At 28.2% G+C, this 16,463-nt stretch carries 11 protein-coding genes and 1 pseudogene; 6 read left to right on the forward strand and 6 right to left on the reverse strand.

The window, feature by feature from the left end:
• On the forward strand, positions 1 to 400 hold a 400-nt coding region (locus B2671_RS06430), incomplete at its 5' end, for a hypothetical protein (protein ID WP_346869666.1).
• Positions 401 to 521: 121 nt separating this feature from the next.
• Here B2671_RS06430 and B2671_RS06435 read toward each other — a convergent pair.
• The 3 genes and pseudogenes from B2671_RS06435 to B2671_RS06445 all read right to left on the reverse strand — a co-directional run bounded on the left by B2671_RS06435 (position 522) and on the right by B2671_RS06445 (position 5,727).
• Positions 522 to 1,898 (reverse strand): MATE family efflux transporter, encoded by a 1,377-nt coding sequence (locus tag B2671_RS06435; protein ID WP_346869667.1) that lies wholly within the window; start codon positions 1,896 to 1,898, stop codon positions 522 to 524.
• A gap of 346 nt (positions 1,899 to 2,244) precedes the next feature.
• Positions 2,245 to 4,396 (reverse strand): annotated as a pseudogene (locus B2671_RS06440) (helix-turn-helix domain-containing protein).
• A gap of 179 nt (positions 4,397 to 4,575) precedes the next feature.
• A complete protein-coding gene (locus B2671_RS06445; protein ID WP_346869668.1) occupies positions 4,576 to 5,727 on the reverse strand; it encodes a double-cubane-cluster-containing anaerobic reductase in 1,152 nt (383 codons plus the stop codon).
• 227 nt (positions 5,728 to 5,954) lie between these two features.
• Here B2671_RS06445 and B2671_RS06450 point away from each other — a divergent pair, with 227 nt between their 5' ends.
• Positions 5,955 to 7,127: a MalY/PatB family protein gene (locus tag B2671_RS06450; protein ID WP_346869669.1), complete on the forward strand. Its 1,173-nt coding sequence runs from the start codon at positions 5,955 to 5,957 to the stop codon at positions 7,125 to 7,127.
• Between the two features lie 46 nt (positions 7,128 to 7,173).
• On the opposite strand, the gene B2671_RS06455 is transcribed toward B2671_RS06450, so the two are convergent.
• A complete protein-coding gene (locus B2671_RS06455; protein ID WP_346869670.1) occupies positions 7,174 to 8,646 on the reverse strand; it encodes a S41 family peptidase in 1,473 nt (490 codons plus the stop codon).
• A gap of 245 nt (positions 8,647 to 8,891) precedes the next feature.
• Here B2671_RS06455 and B2671_RS06460 point away from each other — a divergent pair, with 245 nt between their 5' ends.
• The 4 genes from B2671_RS06460 to B2671_RS06475 all read left to right on the forward strand — a co-directional run bounded on the left by B2671_RS06460 (position 8,892) and on the right by B2671_RS06475 (position 13,749).
• Positions 8,892 to 9,566, forward strand: a complete 675-nt coding sequence (locus tag B2671_RS06460; RefSeq protein WP_035135324.1) for a response regulator transcription factor — start codon at positions 8,892 to 8,894, stop codon at positions 9,564 to 9,566.
• 132 nt (positions 9,567 to 9,698) lie between these two features.
• Positions 9,699 to 10,709 (forward strand): sensor histidine kinase, encoded by a 1,011-nt coding sequence (locus tag B2671_RS06465; protein WP_346869671.1) that lies wholly within the window; start codon positions 9,699 to 9,701, stop codon positions 10,707 to 10,709.
• A gap of 273 nt (positions 10,710 to 10,982) precedes the next feature.
• Entirely contained in the window at positions 10,983 to 11,750 is a 768-nt protein-coding gene (locus B2671_RS06470) for an ABC transporter ATP-binding protein (RefSeq protein WP_035135328.1), read from the forward strand.
• Positions 11,740 to 13,749, forward strand: coding sequence for an ABC transporter permease (locus tag B2671_RS06475; RefSeq protein WP_346869672.1), 2,010 nt, complete (start codon positions 11,740 to 11,742; stop codon positions 13,747 to 13,749). The genes B2671_RS06470 and B2671_RS06475 overlap by 11 nt, the downstream gene beginning before the upstream one ends.
• A 185-nt stretch (positions 13,750 to 13,934) precedes the next feature.
• Here B2671_RS06475 and B2671_RS06480 read toward each other — a convergent pair whose 3' ends face one another.
• Positions 13,935 to 14,585 (reverse strand): ABC transporter ATP-binding protein, encoded by a 651-nt coding sequence (locus tag B2671_RS06480; protein ID WP_346869673.1) that lies wholly within the window; start codon positions 14,583 to 14,585, stop codon positions 13,935 to 13,937.
• A 14-nt stretch (positions 14,586 to 14,599) separates the two neighbouring features.
• Positions 14,600 to 16,156, reverse strand: a complete 1,557-nt coding sequence (locus B2671_RS06485) for an ABC transporter permease (protein WP_346869674.1) — start codon at positions 16,154 to 16,156, stop codon at positions 14,600 to 14,602.
• Positions 16,157 to 16,463 lie beyond the last annotated feature (307 nt).

The following is a 16,463-nucleotide window of genomic DNA, read 5'->3' on the forward strand; positions in this document are numbered from 1 at the left end:
AGAACAGAGTAAAGATCCAGGACCACAAGGCACACCTCCTAAATATGGGACAGATCAAATGTTAAATCCTTGCGAATGCCCACAAGATTTTGGACAAGTAAAAATAATAGATGCTGAAACTAAATGCAGAATAGTTAAATTTTCTATTAAAGTTAAGAATCTTTGTAGAGGCAAAGAATATTTAGTTGCTGTAGTATTATATAAGTGGGTTTGGGTTTGGCCTCGTAAATGGGTTAGAGTCCCTATCGCAGAAGATTGCAAAATTGCCAAATTTATTGGATGTGACAATTGTGGAGAAGATATAGTTTATTTTAAATTAGCTATTAAAGAACCTTTATGCTCTGGACAATATATAGACTTTGACATTACTGGAAACTATGTAAATTCTTGCAACTTATAGTTTTAAAATATTATTAGGTAACTTTATTAAAATAATAGGAGCTAAGATTGTCATCCTAGAACCTAACTTATAATTATTATGTAAAAACTCCTTAGAATATAATTTTCTAAGGAGTTTTTTATTAAGCTATTACGGTTTTAGTAGTCTCTTCCTTTTTATCCTTTTTCCAAGTACTATTTAATAGATAAAAGGATGTTACTGCAGAAATTAAATCTGAAGCAGGATATGCAATCCATGCACCTATGGTACCAAAAATATTTACAAAAACTATAGCTAAAGGAATGAATACTATTAACTGTCTAAATAAAGATAATCTAAACCCTTTTTTAGCCTCATCAATTGCTTGATAGTAGTATATACCTATATAATATAAACCAACTAAAGGAAGTAGGAATATACATATTCTAAGGGCTTTAACAGCCTCAGGCAATAACTTTGCATCAGTTAAAAACAAGCCTATCATTTTTGGAGCAAAATACATAATAAATACTCCAAATATTAAAGAGATTATTGTCACAGTTTTTATAGATGCTTTAACTGTATTTTTAACTCTATCAAAGTTTCTTGCACCAAAGTTAAAGGCTACAATTGGCTGCATGGCAGAACTTATACCAATTATTGCGATAAACATAAACATAGATATTTTAGTAATAACACCTACTATTATTATAGCTTCATTACCACCTCTAGAGATTAATAAGTTATTTAAAACTACAGAAACTATTGCATCTGATATTTCAATAATAAAGGTTGAAAATCCTACAGCAATTAATCCTTTAATTAATGTAATATCTATATTTGGAAGAATATTATTTATTGAAAGTTTAATTTTAAAGTGTTTAGTTACATTTTTAAAATTATATAGAACAAAAATTAAGCCTACAAATTGAGAAGCTACAGTAGCAATAGCTGCACCAGCTATACCTATATTTAAATGAGTTACTAATATGTAGTCAACTACAATATTTAGAAGTGCACCTATACTGTTAGCATAAAGGCCTATTTTAGAGTTTCCTAAAGCTGTCATTACTTGAGAGCATACTATAGTTAATCCTTGAAATATTGCTCCTATAAAAATTATAGATATATAATCATTAGTTAGTCCAAAGGTAACGTCACTTGCACCAAGTTTATATAATAATCCACCTCTAAATAAGAATAAAAGTAGAGGGATTATTGTTAAAGATACTATGGTAACAGATATTGAATTAATTATTGTGGATTTAATCTTTTCGGGTTGTTTTTCACCGGAATATCTTGAAACGTAGGTTGAAGCTCCTACACCAATTAAGAAAGCGATTGCTATAAGAAAGCGTTGAATTGGAAACGCAACTGTTAAGGCACCGATAGCATTAGGACCAATATATCTACCAACAAAAACTGTATCTACCATGTTATAGAGTTCCGCTACTAGCAAAGAAAAAATTGCAGGTATGGCAAACTTAAATAATACTCTATATGTCCTTCCATCCGAAAATATTTTAGGGTTAATTCCCATTAGTCTCACCTCATTTATTTGAAAATTCTGCATATTTTTCTTGAGTTTATTTTATAAAAAGTTCTCTTAGTTTTTTATAGAAAAATACGTTTTGTCTTCATGTTTAATTTATTATTAAAATATTTTATCTTATATTAATATTATAGTTGAAAACAATTAAATAAACATTCACTTAAGTGTCCATCAAAAAGTACTATTCCGCCCAAATAGTCATTGGTTAAAAATAGGAAAAAGCACAAAAGCACCTTGATTAGGATGTTTTTGTACTTAAAATCAATATATTTTATACATAACATAATAAATTTTAACTGAAAGTATACATATATTCATATAAATTGAGGTAAAATTAATTAATCTTAATAGGCTTCTGAACTTCATTAATTATAACTAATGTAGCTCCATAGGTTTTTAGGGTAACTAAAATATTTATAACTGTACTCTTCTTAAAGTATTTAAATCTAATATTAGGATAAGAAGCTTTATGAAGAATACCATTTTCATCTTTGTTAAGTCTAGTTGGTCTCCCCATATCAATCCAATAGTTATAGGATGAACCAATCTTTTCATTTATTTCATAGGTAGTTACATTAATATCTGAATGAATATTAGTTATATTAAGAGAAAGTTTTTTCGAAGTAGCATTTTTTATACCTCTAAGTTTTGAAAAACTTGCCATAGAAATTAAATCATTGATTTTATCATGATAAGTATAAAGTAAAATCTCATATTGATTATTAGTTTTAGTAACTACATATCCATCACCTTTAGCTACTAATGTATTACCTAATTTATTTAAAAGTGAATAGGCATAAAAGGCAGGTTTTTTTATTCCCTTATCATTGATAAGACCAGGATAACCAAAGAATAGTTCATTGGTTATATTTACTTGCTTATCAAGGACGTCAAATGCCCTTATAAAACTTAAATCTCCCTTATGATTTACTACATTATCAATAATAAATGGAATCATATAGGCTGTATCATATATATTATTTACTTCATTATTTATCATAAAAGGTTCTTCTTCAAAATCTAATTTATTGTAAATTAATATTTCTTCAATTGAAGTCCTCAAATTTTCAGGAAATGTAGAGGAAAATTCAAATCTAAAATTTTTATAATTAAGAGTTTCTATTGCACTGAAATATTCCATGAAGGATAGAAGAATATTTTTAAAATCTTCATGTATATCTATAGAGTTTTTAAGGGGTAATATTTTTTTAGATGCAACTTCATACCTTTTATCGTTAATGGCATTTATATGTTCTTCATAGGTGCTATCCATATCTAAAACAATTATAGGCACTATACCTAAAAATTCTATAAACTCTAGTACATCCTTTGCTCTATTCCAGTTATGAAATTTAGATCCAGGGAAAATAGCCATGTCAGTACTAAATAAATTTAGAATCCGTCCATATTCAAAATCCATTTCCATTTGAAGTTCTTCTAGTGTATCTTTATTATCTTCAATTAAGAGGTCAAAGGCATCACCAATGGTTATAATTCTATTAAAATTCTTATCAAATTCACCTATACAATTTTCCATATTAATATTTAACTGATGAATTTTGTCTTCATAGTTAAACCTGTCGTAGTCTTCCAAATAATATATTACTTCTTCTAGACTTTCTTCTAAAGGATGAGTTATATATTTAGTTAACTTTTCTAGGACTTCAGGAGTAGATTTATATTTTTTTCTGAATTGTAAAGGCGTAAGCTTATAGTGAAGTTTAAAGTGCTTATTAAAGTATCTAGTATGAGAAAAACCAATTTCCTCAGAAATTTCAGATAGTGTCATATCTGTATCTAAAATTAATTTTATAGATTCTTCAACTCTAATAAGATTTAAAAAATCAGTAAAGGAATAACCTGTAGCATATTTTATTTCTCTTGATAAATAATGAGTACTTAGATATTCGTTACTAGATATATCTTTAAGAGTTATATTATTTTGATAATTATTATAAATATATTTCGATATACTATGATATCTTTGAAGTTGATCTTTATTTTCTTTAAGCTCTTGTTTTTCATGAATTAAATAGTTAAAGTTATTTATAAGATGATAAAGAAGCTTTACAAGGATATCTTCAATTTCTTCATCATAATTATCTNNGCAGGACTTGACAAAGAAATACTCTTAAATCTTCATACTCTTCACCTAATTGCGAAGCCTTACTAGAAGAGTTGGTATAAAAAAACATATTCTCAATATCGTTATAGTATTTTTGAAAAAAGTAGGGATCTATTTGAAATATGAGTACTTTATTATCAGGATCATCACTTTCAATGCTATGAACTTCATCTATATTTATAATTTCAATTTGATTTTCACTTATTACATATTTTTCAGTATTTATATATAGATTGATTGTACCTTTTATAACATAAAGAATTTCGATGCAATAATGCCAATGGATTGGATAGTTTTTAATGGTATTAAAAGAAATAGATACAGGCATATTTGCAGAATAATTAATATATTGTCTATGCATTATAAACTCTCCTTGCCAGTTTCTTTAGTATTAATAGTATTATAGCATTAATTAGAAAAAACATGCTAGGGGAATAAAAGTGAGAAATGGGAAAACCTCAAGAAACTATTTTTCTTGAGGCTTTTGAATTTATTATGAACTTGCCTATAAAATTATTACCTAAGCAATATTTTAAGGCTCTATAACATTTCTATAAAAGCTGCCATTCTAGTGTTAAGTTGTCCAATGTCAGCAGTAGAGTAATCTGTTTCTATACTGATGTAAGGTATTTTTTTAGTGTTATTAACAAATCTTTTAATTTGCAATGTTTCTACGCTATAAGTATGACAAGCTTGAAGTATTACATCCACCACTGCATCAACTTTATATTCATCTATCATTCTATTAAGTAGCTCTGTACGGTTAGGATTAGGTGTCATACAAGAACATCCAATATTTAAATATTTACGAGCAATAGCATCATAGATATCAGGATTATTTTCATCTACTAATTCATCGATAGCTTTAGCACCAGTACAGTTTTCAAAAGCTACGACATGAGCTCCGTTATCTTCTATAGCTTTTATAACTTTTTCTGTAGCTCCACCAATAGGACATCCAGTTATAAGAATACGAGGTTTCTTTTCATATTTTTTTTCAGCTTCATATTCATCCTTAATTTTCTCACTTAGGGCATATATTTCTTTTGGTACCTCTGCTTTATCAAATTTAAATGTAGTACCATAAAGAACTTTAAACATATCTTGTCCTAATATAGCTGGTGGATCAAGTTTTCCAAGACTGTAGAAGGCTTTAAGAGCTTTTCTTTCTTCATTTTTTAATTTAATAGCTTCTTTAATATTTTCATCACTTATAGTAGTTTCAAATTGTTTTTCTAAAACTTCTTTAAATTTTATTACTTCTTTCTTCCAAAGTTTCAAACCTTCTTCACTTTGAGAGTTTGGTAGTTCCATAACATGAACAGGCTTAAACTCACTTAAATATTCATACATTTTTTTCTTTCCATCACAAGTAGTTTCACCTACAACTAAATCAGAAAAGTAAAAGAATGGACATTTATCTGTTTTTGCAAATCCATAACTTGATTTGATAAGTGGACATAGATTACGCGGTAATTCTTTTTCGGCTTCTGCAATTGTCTCATCAGACATAGAACAAAGAGATACAACACTTGCACCCATGGCAAGAGGTAATTCCTGTGGCATATAAGTACAAAATACTCCTACTAAAGGTATATTTTCATCTTTAAGTTTTTTAGCTGTAATAAAGGAGTTTCTCCTAGCCTCTGCAAAGTCTTCAAATATTTCAGGTAGTTCTTTTCTTATTTTCATTTTAATTCTCCTATCATTTTACGTGGTTATTTAAAAATAATCTATCTAATAAGATTATACATAGAAATTATGTAATATTATGAATTATAGTGTTATTTTATACATTTACATCTATCTATAGAATGTTATAATACTACATTGATAAAAATAGTGATAAAATTATATATAGTAGTTTAAGTAGTAAAAATTATTATTAATTTATTAGGATTTTATAGGAGGTAGGGCAAATGAAATACAGTTTTGATGAAAAAGTGGACAGGATAGGCAGTAACTGTTTAAAGTGGGACTTAATAAATAGAACATATAATGATAGTGAAATTATACCTCTATGGGTAGCAGATATGGATTTTAAAGTGCCAGAAGAAATAGGAGATGCTATAAGAAAAAGGTTAGAACATCCTATTTTTGGATACTCCCTTACACCACCATCATACTATAAAGCAGCTATAAATTGGTTTGATAAAAGATTTCAATGGAAAGTTGAAAAGGGATGGATGAAGTTTGCTCCGGGAGTTGTATCAGGTATAAAAACTATAGTTGCTGCTTACACAAAACCAGGAGATGAAATTATAATTCAAACGCCGGTATATCATCCTTTTTATAGTATTATAAAAAATAATGGGTGTCAGGTTATAAAAAATCCCTTAGATTGTAAAGATGGTAGATATGAAATGGATTTTGATAACTTAGAGAAGATAATTACTAAAAAAACTAAAATGATAATTCTTTGTAGTCCTCATAATCCAGTAGGAAGAGTATGGACTGTAGAAGAATTAAAAAGAGTTGGAGAAATATGTATAAAAAATAATGTGCTAGTGGTGGTAGATGAAATTCATGCAGATATAGTTTATAAACCTAATATACATACTGTATTTGCATCTATCAATGAAGAATTTGCTGATAACTCTATAATATGCACAGCACCAAATAAAACCTTTAATATTGCAGGGTTTAAAACTGCAAATATAATTATTAAAAATGAAAAATTAAGAAACCAATATATACTGCAAATGGAAAAAGACTGTATAGAAGGAGCAACTATTTTAGGTGCAGTAGCACAAGAAGCAGCATATACTAGTGGAGAAGAATGGTATCAAGGTCTTATGAAATATTTAGCAGGAAATATAGAATTTACTTTAGAATTCTTTGACAAAAGAATTCCTAAAATTAAGATTAGAAAACCAGAAGGAACCTATTTATTGTGGCTTGATTGCTCAGGATTAAATATGAAGCCAGAAGAATTAAGTAATTTCTTCCTTAAAAAGTGTAAAGTATGGTTAAATGATGGTAGTATGTTTGGACATGCTGGAGCTATGTTCCAAAGAATGAATATAGGAACTAGTAGGGGTGTTCTTCAAGAAGCTTTAGAAAGAATAGAGAGAGAAGTAAATAAGTTATAGGTTTATAATAGGAGGTTGCCTAAAAATAAGGCAACCTCTTAAATAGTTACTTTAAATTATAATTTTCAATAAGTTTTAGAGTTAGTTCTAAAGCATCTTCTCCATTTACCCATAGATCAGGTTTGATACCTTCACCTTCCTTAAAAAACTTTTCATCATATAGCCTTAACCAGTTTCCATAGGAAAATTCAATATGGGAATTAGGAAGGTAACCCAGTTCTACATTAGAACTTTCAAGAGTACCATGAGTATTAGTACCAACTACTACAATATTTTCAAAATCCTTTAGATGCTCTACAAAGAATTCAGCAGCTGAGGAGGTTTTTTTATCTGTAAGAACAAAGATAGTATTTAAATTTTTATTAAGCTCTTTTTTAGCTTTAGGTATATTTTCATAATAATAATCATCAATTTTTTCAAGTTGTAAAGTTTTTAGGTCATTATGAAAGGTGTTAAAATCGTAGTAGGAGGGGGCGTCCTTAGATCTTCCATAAAGAAGTAGAAAAAGACTCTTCCCTTGAGATGAAACTCCAAAATATTCATTTATCCAGTTTAAAGTGGTCAATATATCGCCACCATTATTACCACGTAAATCTAATATACTTACAGGGGAATCCTTTACTTTAGAAGCAGTATTAATGAAATCTATTCCTTCTAAACCTATATTGTAGGGAACTTCTCTGGAAGATATTATAGGAACATCATCTATAGTTGTGTATTCTAAAGGTGAAATAGACTCATCTGAAAGAGTATTTGATAATTTCAGTTCAATATCTTTAGTATATTCTGAGTCACCTCTATAAAAAACAACATTTAAATTCATTGAAGCTTGTCCAGTACATTTTTCTAAAACACCTAAATTGTATAATAGCTTACCTTCAGTATTTATTGAAAGATATAAGTAATTTTCGATGTTTTCATCTTTATTTATAGATTTAATGTAGTAAAAAACACCTCCATATTCTACATAATAGCCTATTTTGTTTTTAAAAATTCCTAGATTTGAATTTGTGTAATATCTAGAGGTATCTTCTAAATCAAAACCATTGTTCCCTATATAAAAATGCCTATCAGGTATAAAAGCAAGATTATCTTTTAAGGTTTTTGTTAGTTCAGCTACATTAATTACGTCATTATCACCAATAAAACTTAAAACTAATTCCTTAGCCTGTAAAAAAAAATTATCACTACCATAATAATTATATGGTGCGTAGCTAGATTTTAAAGCTTTAAAATATAGTTCTACATCATAAATAGCTTCTTTTCTGGTTATAGCAGTAGGAGATATTACGTGAGGTGTTGAAAATAGCAGAGCATGTTCTTTAGCAGTTAGTATATCTTCATTTGGAATTTTAGATATAAATTCTCTAATATTTAATTTAGATATGGGAATATTTAAATTTTTATGATTTATCTTTTCTAAAGCTTTTTTGAAGGAAATATCTTTTTTATAATAAGGTAAATAAATTAAAATTAAACCTAAAATTATAATAAAAAGAATTTTAAAAGTTTTTTTCAAATTAAAATCCACCCCCTATAATTATATTAAATAAGGTTATTATACCATAAAATGTAAAAAATAAACACCTTATGAATAAAAATAAAACAAATTAATAATTGACTACCTTTTAGTTACACTATGTTTTGGTTATAATGTTATTAATAAGAATTAGAAAAGAATTTCAGCTAGTTTTAGTATAGATAAATCTTAATTTTACATTGATGTAAATATATAATAGAAAAAATAAATTTGGGAGTGATAAAGTGGCAAAGATTATTATAATAGAGGATACAGAAACTATTAGGCAGGAGCTTGCAACATTTTTAAATAGATATGGATATGAGGTCATAGCCCCTACTAATTTTGAAAATATAATATCTATTATTGAAAAAGAAGAGCCCAATCTCATACTCTTAGATATAAACTTACCTGTATTTGACGGATTCTACATTTGTAGAGAAGTGAGGAAAACTTCTCAAGTGCCTATAATTGTGGTTACAAGTAGAGATAGTGATATGGATGAGCTAATGAGTATGAATTTAGGAGCAGATGACTTTATAACTAAGCCTTATAATACACAAATACTTTTAGCGAGGATAAATTCAGTACTAAAGAGAGTAAATCAAGGGAATGAAGGGAATCAAGAAATATTAGTGTATAATGATTTAAAGTTAAATCTATCTAATGGAACCATAAACTGTGGAGATAATGCTTTAGAAATCACTAAAAACGAATTAAAAGTTCTTTATTACCTTATAAAAAATAAAGGAAACATTGTATCTAGGGAGGATCTAATGGATTATCTATGGAAGTCTAATTTGTTTGTAGATGATAACACTTTGTCAGTTAATGTGACAAGACTTAGAAAAAAATTAGAGGAAATTGGAATTAAAGATGTTATAGAAACAAGAAGGGGACTTGGATATATAATGCCATAAATATATAAATATTTATGTAGAGAACTATTTATACATAAAACTATTTAAATATGGAANNTAGTTAAATAGTTGTTCTGTTTATGCGGGTTTGAAGGAGTTTTCTACTATAAATAGTAGAGAGGAATAGATAAAATGAAAGTTAGGGATTATCTTAAATCAAGAATTGGCTTTTTAATAATTAATGGAGTCCTATTTATGATTTTTGTATCTATTTTAATATTTTTAAATGTAGGGAGTGGACTAATATTTTTATCTTTTATATTATGGTTTATCCCATTAAGTACATATATAACCCTTGAAGTTATTAAACATAAGAAATTTCTAGACAATATTACAGGAACTATAGATAGCCTTGATAAAAAGTATTTACTTCCAGAGGTTATGGAAAAGCCAGATTTTTTAGAAGGTGAAATAGTTTATCAAGTTCTTAGGGAATGTAATAAAAATATGCATGAAAATGTAAAAAAGTATGAATGTACCCAAAAAGAATATAGAGAATACATAGAAATGTGGGTTCATGAAGTAAAGACGCCTATTGCTTCTGCTAGACTTATTATAGATAATAACGAAAGTACGGTAACAAATAAAATTGGACATGAATTGAAGAAGGTAGAAGATTTCATAGAACAAGTCCTTTATTACTCAAAGAGCAACGATGTAAGTAAGGACTATATTATAAGAGAATTTAATTTAGAAGAAGCTGTTATGGAGATTTTGAGAAAGAATTCTAGAGATTTCATAAATAAAAAAATATCCTTAGAGATAGGAGATATAGGAGGTAAAATTTTTAGTGATATAAAATGGGTGGAATTTATTTTAAATCAAGTTTTAGGAAACGCCATAAAGTATTCTAAGGAATCAAATGGGATAATAAAAATACATTCAACTTCTACAGAAAATAAAATAACTTTAACTATAGAAGATAATGGTGTTGGAATTTCAGAAAGAGACATTTTTAGGGTTTTTGAAAAAGGATTTACTGGGGATAATGGAAGAAAGTTTGGTAAATCCACAGGAATGGGATTATATCTGTGTAAAAAACTTTGTAATAGACTTGGATTGGGGATAAATATTGAGTCAAAGTTAGAATATGGAACTAAGGTCTATATAAATTTTCCACTAGGAAGATTTACCAGCTTTTAATAATAGCTAAAATAAACTGATTGGATAAAAATTAATCTCAATCAGTTTTTTTATGGTAAACATTTGATTACATTGTACTTATACCTAGGGCTTCAATAGTTTCATAAACAGGGCTACTCCTAAGTTTATAGATTAACTTTTAGACTTTCATTATTATCTTACGAAAATGAAAGATTAATGACATGAAATTAAATACAACATACTTTTAGAAAAATATATAATAAGTTCATAAAGTTAAGGCAAAACTTAAAATGTATTTTAGGAGGATGAATTATGGAAAATGTCTTAAAGGTTGTAAATATAGAAAAATATTATGGTGGAAAGGGAAATGTGACTAAAGCTATTGATAATATAAGTTTTGAGGTAGAGAAGGGGGAGTTCCTTGGAATAATGGGACCTTCTGGAAGTGGTAAAACTACACTTTTAAATTGTATATCTACCATAGACACAGTGACTACAGGAAATATAATTATAAATAATAAAGATATAACTAGTCTTAAGAATAATGATATTGAAAAGTTTAGAAGAGATGAGCTTGGATTTATATTTCAAGATTTTAATCTTTTAGATACATTAACTGCTTATGAAAATATTGCATTGGCACTTACTATACAAGATGTAAAACCTAAAAGTATAGATGGAAGAATTAAAGCAGTAGCAAACAAATTAGGTATAAGTGAAATTTTAAATAAATATCCTTATGAAATGTCTGGTGGTCAAAAACAAAGGGTTGCTTCAGCTAGAGCTATCGTTACTAATCCATCACTAATTTTAGCTGATGAACCAACAGGAGCATTAGATTCTAAGTCCTCTAGATTATTACTAGACTCCTTTGAGAAATTAAACGAAGAACTAGAAGCTACTATACTCATGGTCACACATGATGCTTTTACAGCTAGTTATGCTCATAGGATTTTATTTATAAAAGATGGAAAAGTATTTAATGAACTAATTAGAGGAAATGATAGTAGAAAAGAATTCTTCAATAGAATTATTGAGGTAGTGACATTACTTGGAGGTGACAGTGGGGATGTATTCTAAAATTGCATTAAATAATGTAAAGAAAAGTTTTAAAGACTATACCATATATTTTTTAACTTTAACCTTTGCCGTTTGTATATTTTATAGCTTTAACTCTATAGAATCACAAAAGGCAATGTTTGAAATAAGTAAGAAGGAAGCTAGTTTTATAGATATGTTAACTACAGTTATTTCTTGGGTATCTGTATTTGTGTCAGTAATTTTGGGTGGACTCATTGTTTATGCAAATAACTTTATGATAAAACGAAGAAAAAAAGAACTTGGTGTATATATGACATTGGGTATGAGTAAAAGAAAAATCTCAAGTATTTTAGTGTCTGAATCTTTTTTCATAGGCCTTATGTCTTTAGTAGCAGGGTTAATCTTTGGTATAGTTTTATCACAAGGATTATCTCTTTTTACAGCGAAGTTATTTCAGGTAGGCATGAGTGAATACAAATTTGTATTTTCACAAAATGCTGCTGTAAAGACTATAGCTTATTTTGGAATAATGTTTTTACTTATAATGATATTTAATACCTTTGTAATTTCAAAATACAAACTTATAGATATGATAAATGCTAGTAAGAAAAGTGAAAATATAAAGATTAAAAATCCTATAGTATCAATTATTATTTTTATTTTAGGAGTAGGAATACTTATAACTGCTTATAAGTTTATAATAGAAGTGGGATTAGACATAACTGATTCTAGATTTACTATTTCGATAATACTGGGGATTCTAGGAACTATATTATTTTATTATGGATTAGCTGGATTTATATTGTATGTAATCAAGAATAGTAAAAATATATACCTTAAAAAACTAAATATATTTGTTACTAGACAGATAAGTAGTAAAATTAACACAAATTTTGTATCTATAACAGTTATATGTTTAATGCTCTTTATAACTATTTCTATATTATCTACGGGATTGAGTTTTAAAAATTCTTTAGAAAGTAGTCTTAAGGATACAGTACCTTTTGATGTCTCAGCTAGAATTATAAATTTTGAAGGTTCGGAAAACAAAACTATAGAACAGGCCATTAAAGAATTAGGGTTCAATTTCACAGAGAAAGAAAAGTATGTAGTATTACAAGAGTATAGACTAGAAGAAAGTTATGGTGATATATTAAGAGGATATGGTAAAGAAGATAAATTTCTTGATAACGATTATAGTAACATGTCAGCTCTAAAAATAAGTGATTATAATAAACTAAGAGAGTTAAATGGACAAAGTTCCATAGACTTAAAAGAAGATGAAGTATTAATAACCTCTAACTTTAGTAAATTAGTGCCTTTAGTTAAAAGCTATATGAAGGAAAACACAGTAATTAAAATAAATAATATAAACTATAATATAAAAAATCAAGAGCTTATTACAGAAGCTTATGAAAGCACAGGCTTTGCTAATAATTTCTTTACAGTAATACTTCCAGATAAGGCTTTAGAAAAACTTAAGCCCTATGACTCTATATTAAATTGTAACTTTGTAGGTGAAGATAGAGAAAAACGAGAATCAAAAATAGGAGAAATATTCAAAAATAGCAGAGATGAAAATGCTTCGGGTAAAGACTTTATAATTTTAGGTGATACCAAGACTGGCATATACAATATGACAAAAGGAGCTACTACCACAATTTTATATATAGGTATATATATTGGGATTGTATTCTTAATTTCTAGTGCAGCAGTCCTTGCTCTTCAACAATTATCAGAAGCTAGTGAAAGCGTTGATAGATATAAATCACTAAGAAGGATTGGAGCTTCAAGAAAGATGATAAATAAAACCATATTTATTCAAACTTTAATATACTTTGCAATGCCATTAGTATTAGCTATAATTCACTCCATAGTTGGAATTAGTGTAGCTAATGAATTTATATCTCTTTACGGCGATGCAGAGATAGGGGCTTCAGCCACTATAACAGCACTACTGATAATAGCTATATATGGAGGTTATTTCTACGCCACCTATATAGGCTATAAGAATGTAACTAACACTCCAAATCTATGATTTGGCTAAGTGTTAGTTACTCCAGGGAATGAAATGAGTCGGAGTTTCATTATTCCCACTCCAAATCTATGATTTGGTTAAGTGTTAGTTACTCTAGGGAATGAAATGAATATATTTTTTAGTAATAAAGGTAGCCATAAAGCTACCTTTATATTTATATATAAGGTTATATTACATAACTACTATCAATTTTTAGATGAGAGTTTATAAACTACATCACACATATTAGCAACTTCTGGAGAATGGGTAACTAAAATTATGCATTTGCCATGATCATGTGCCAATTTTTGAAATATTTTTATAATACTATTTTCTGTTTCACCATCAAGATTTCCCGTTGGTTCATCTGCTAAGATTACTGCAGGATCATAGGATAATGCTCGTGCAATAGCAACACGTTGTTGTTCACCACCGGATAACTTTAATATTCTACGATTGGCTGTAGGTTCATCCAATCCTACACTATTTAATAGTTCTAAGGCTTTTTCTTTTTTATTTGATATTTTTTTACCTGATATGTCCATTGAAAGAATAACATTTTCAATGGCTGTTAAGTGAGGTAAGAGATTGAAACTTTGAAAAACAACTCCAATAAAATTACTTCTATATTTACAACAATTGAGTTTGCTTATATCTTTTCCATCAAATAAAATGGAACCTTGTGTTGGCTTGGCAAGTCCAGATAATAAGGAGAGAAGGGTTGTTTTACCGGCGCCAGATTTTCCTACAATAGAATAAACTTTATTATCTTTAAATTCATAATTCATGTGACTTATAATTTCACGTTGCTTATTGTCATAAGAATAACATAAATCTTTTAGTATAAAAGAACTCATAATAACGGCCCCCTTTAAGTACGATTACTTAAGATTTTTAATGGTTCATATCTAAGAATAGATATTACTGCTGTTGCACTTGATATCAAGGCAAGTAAAATACCTAGTCCTAATAGTTGGAATAAAACAACAACATCTATACTTGCTGTAATATCTTTAACATAATTAATTTTTGTTTTACTATTAGACGGCCTTGACATGCTACCTTTACTACTGTCCATTCTACCTTGAAATTCACCACCGAAGTTTTCTTTAGTTGTTTGGGTAGATGTTTCTACAGAAGCAATTTGATTTTCTAACAACTTATCTGCGATTGGAACAGAAATAGTAGCACCAATACAAGTGCTTATTACTATGGAGATAAATGTAATGATAAATGCTTCAGATATAAATTGAGTTGCAATTTTTACTTTATTCATACCAATAGCAGCTAATACCCCAATTTCATATTTTCTTTCTCTTGCAGCAAATAGGTTGAAAATAATTAGTATAGCTGCACCTATTATTAAAACAACTAAAAGAAAATATAGTGAATAATTGCTTAAGTTATTTAGTGGTATTAGGCTTTGTTCGTAGGAATCAACATCTTGTGATGAAATTGTATAGATTGTATCATCTAAACCAAGAGCAACAACGTCTGTTTCAAAAGCCTTATAGTTTTCAATGTTAGAGAACACGTATGTACCACTTTCCTGACCACGTAAAGCTGTAGAGATTTCTATTCCTGATGTTTCATCAGTATCAACTGTTGCATTTGATTTAGACTTATCAACAATTGAGTTTAAGGCATTGAAACTTATATAAATTTGATTTGCAGGATCAGATGAAGCATTAAAACCCATCATGTTTCCTTGTTGAGAGGTAGAAGATTCACTATTGCTATATATACCGCAGACTGTCATTGATACAATTTCTTCCTCATTATTTGGATTTACTAATGTGATACTAGCTCCAACCTTCAATTCATTAAGAATGGCTAATTCATCACTAACAATGCATTGTGGTTTCGTTGTCGCTGAATCAAACACAGTTCCATCTGTAATTTTTTTTGTACCATTCTTAAATGATGTCATTGCATCGTGGGAACTGTATCCAATAACAGTGAAATCTCCCTGACTTCCCATTTTACCAAATCCCTTATTACCATTTGGGTTATTCACTGGCATTCCATTTGAATTAATAGAATCTTCTTCATTTGTAGTAGAGGTATCTACGGGTGATAGAGTGACATCACCGTTAAGAGAAGAGGTAATAGTATAGTAAAAATCATTTACAAATTTAGATTGTGCATAAATTTTCATTTCTTCTAATGATAAATTTTGTGAACCTTGTAATGTTTTTAATTTATCATTAAAGGGTTCAGCATTTTTCATTAGTGATTGTCGGTCTACGGATATTTGTGCAGTAATTTCCAATGAATCAAGAGAGGCCTCCCTTGAAGTTTCTGCACTTTGTCTAATACTAAGGGCAATACAAGCGGAAACAGAAATAATTATTGTTATAATTGTAATTAAAATATTTCTAACTTTTGCTCTTGTAATACTTTTTAAGGCATTTTTAAAGATGTACATAATAATCTTCCTTTCTAACAGAGATTAAATTTTCTAAGTGGTTACCTGTGAGATTAATTATGAAATACTTACCTTAAAATAATCTTAAAAATGTAATATATAAATAAAGTTTCTACACTCTAATAGTTTGATTATCTATTAGAATATAGAAACCTTATTATAACGAAAACATTAAAAAATTTATTCCAATTTTAGCTTCACTCCATTCTTGAAAAATTATTAGCTAGTAAAGATTTTAACTAATATAAAATTTATTTATATTTAAATGATATTACATTAATTATATACTTATACAATTTAATCCTGT

Source organism: Clostridium sp. UBA5119, assembly GCF_002414285.1.
GTDB classification, from domain to species: Bacteria; Bacillota; Clostridia; order Clostridiales; family Clostridiaceae; genus Clostridium_J; species Clostridium_J sulfidigenes.

What these genes read in the sequence shown, in the direction of transcription:
- B2671_RS06465 (WP_346869671.1), top strand. Translation starts at nt 9,699, where the DNA reads ATGAAAGTTAGGGATTATCTTAAATCAAGAATTGGCTTTTTAATAATT.
- B2671_RS06435 (WP_346869667.1), bottom strand. Translation starts at nt 1,898, where the DNA reads ATGGGAATTAACCCTAAAATATTTTCGGATGGAAGGACATATAGAGTA.
- B2671_RS06475 (WP_346869672.1), top strand. Translation starts at nt 11,740, where the DNA reads ATGTATTCTAAAATTGCATTAAATAATGTAAAGAAAAGTTTTAAAGAC.
- B2671_RS06485 (WP_346869674.1), bottom strand. Translation starts at nt 16,156, where the DNA reads ATGTACATCTTTAAAAATGCCTTAAAAAGTATTACAAGAGCAAAAGTT.
- B2671_RS06480 (WP_346869673.1), bottom strand. Translation starts at nt 14,585, where the DNA reads ATGAGTTCTTTTATACTAAAAGATTTATGTTATTCTTATGACAATAAG.
- B2671_RS06445 (WP_346869668.1), bottom strand. Translation starts at nt 5,727, where the DNA reads ATGAAAATAAGAAAAGAACTACCTGAAATATTTGAAGACTTTGCAGAG.
- B2671_RS06450 (WP_346869669.1), top strand. Translation starts at nt 5,955, where the DNA reads ATGAAATACAGTTTTGATGAAAAAGTGGACAGGATAGGCAGTAACTGT.
- B2671_RS06470 (WP_035135328.1), top strand. Translation starts at nt 10,983, where the DNA reads ATGGAAAATGTCTTAAAGGTTGTAAATATAGAAAAATATTATGGTGGA.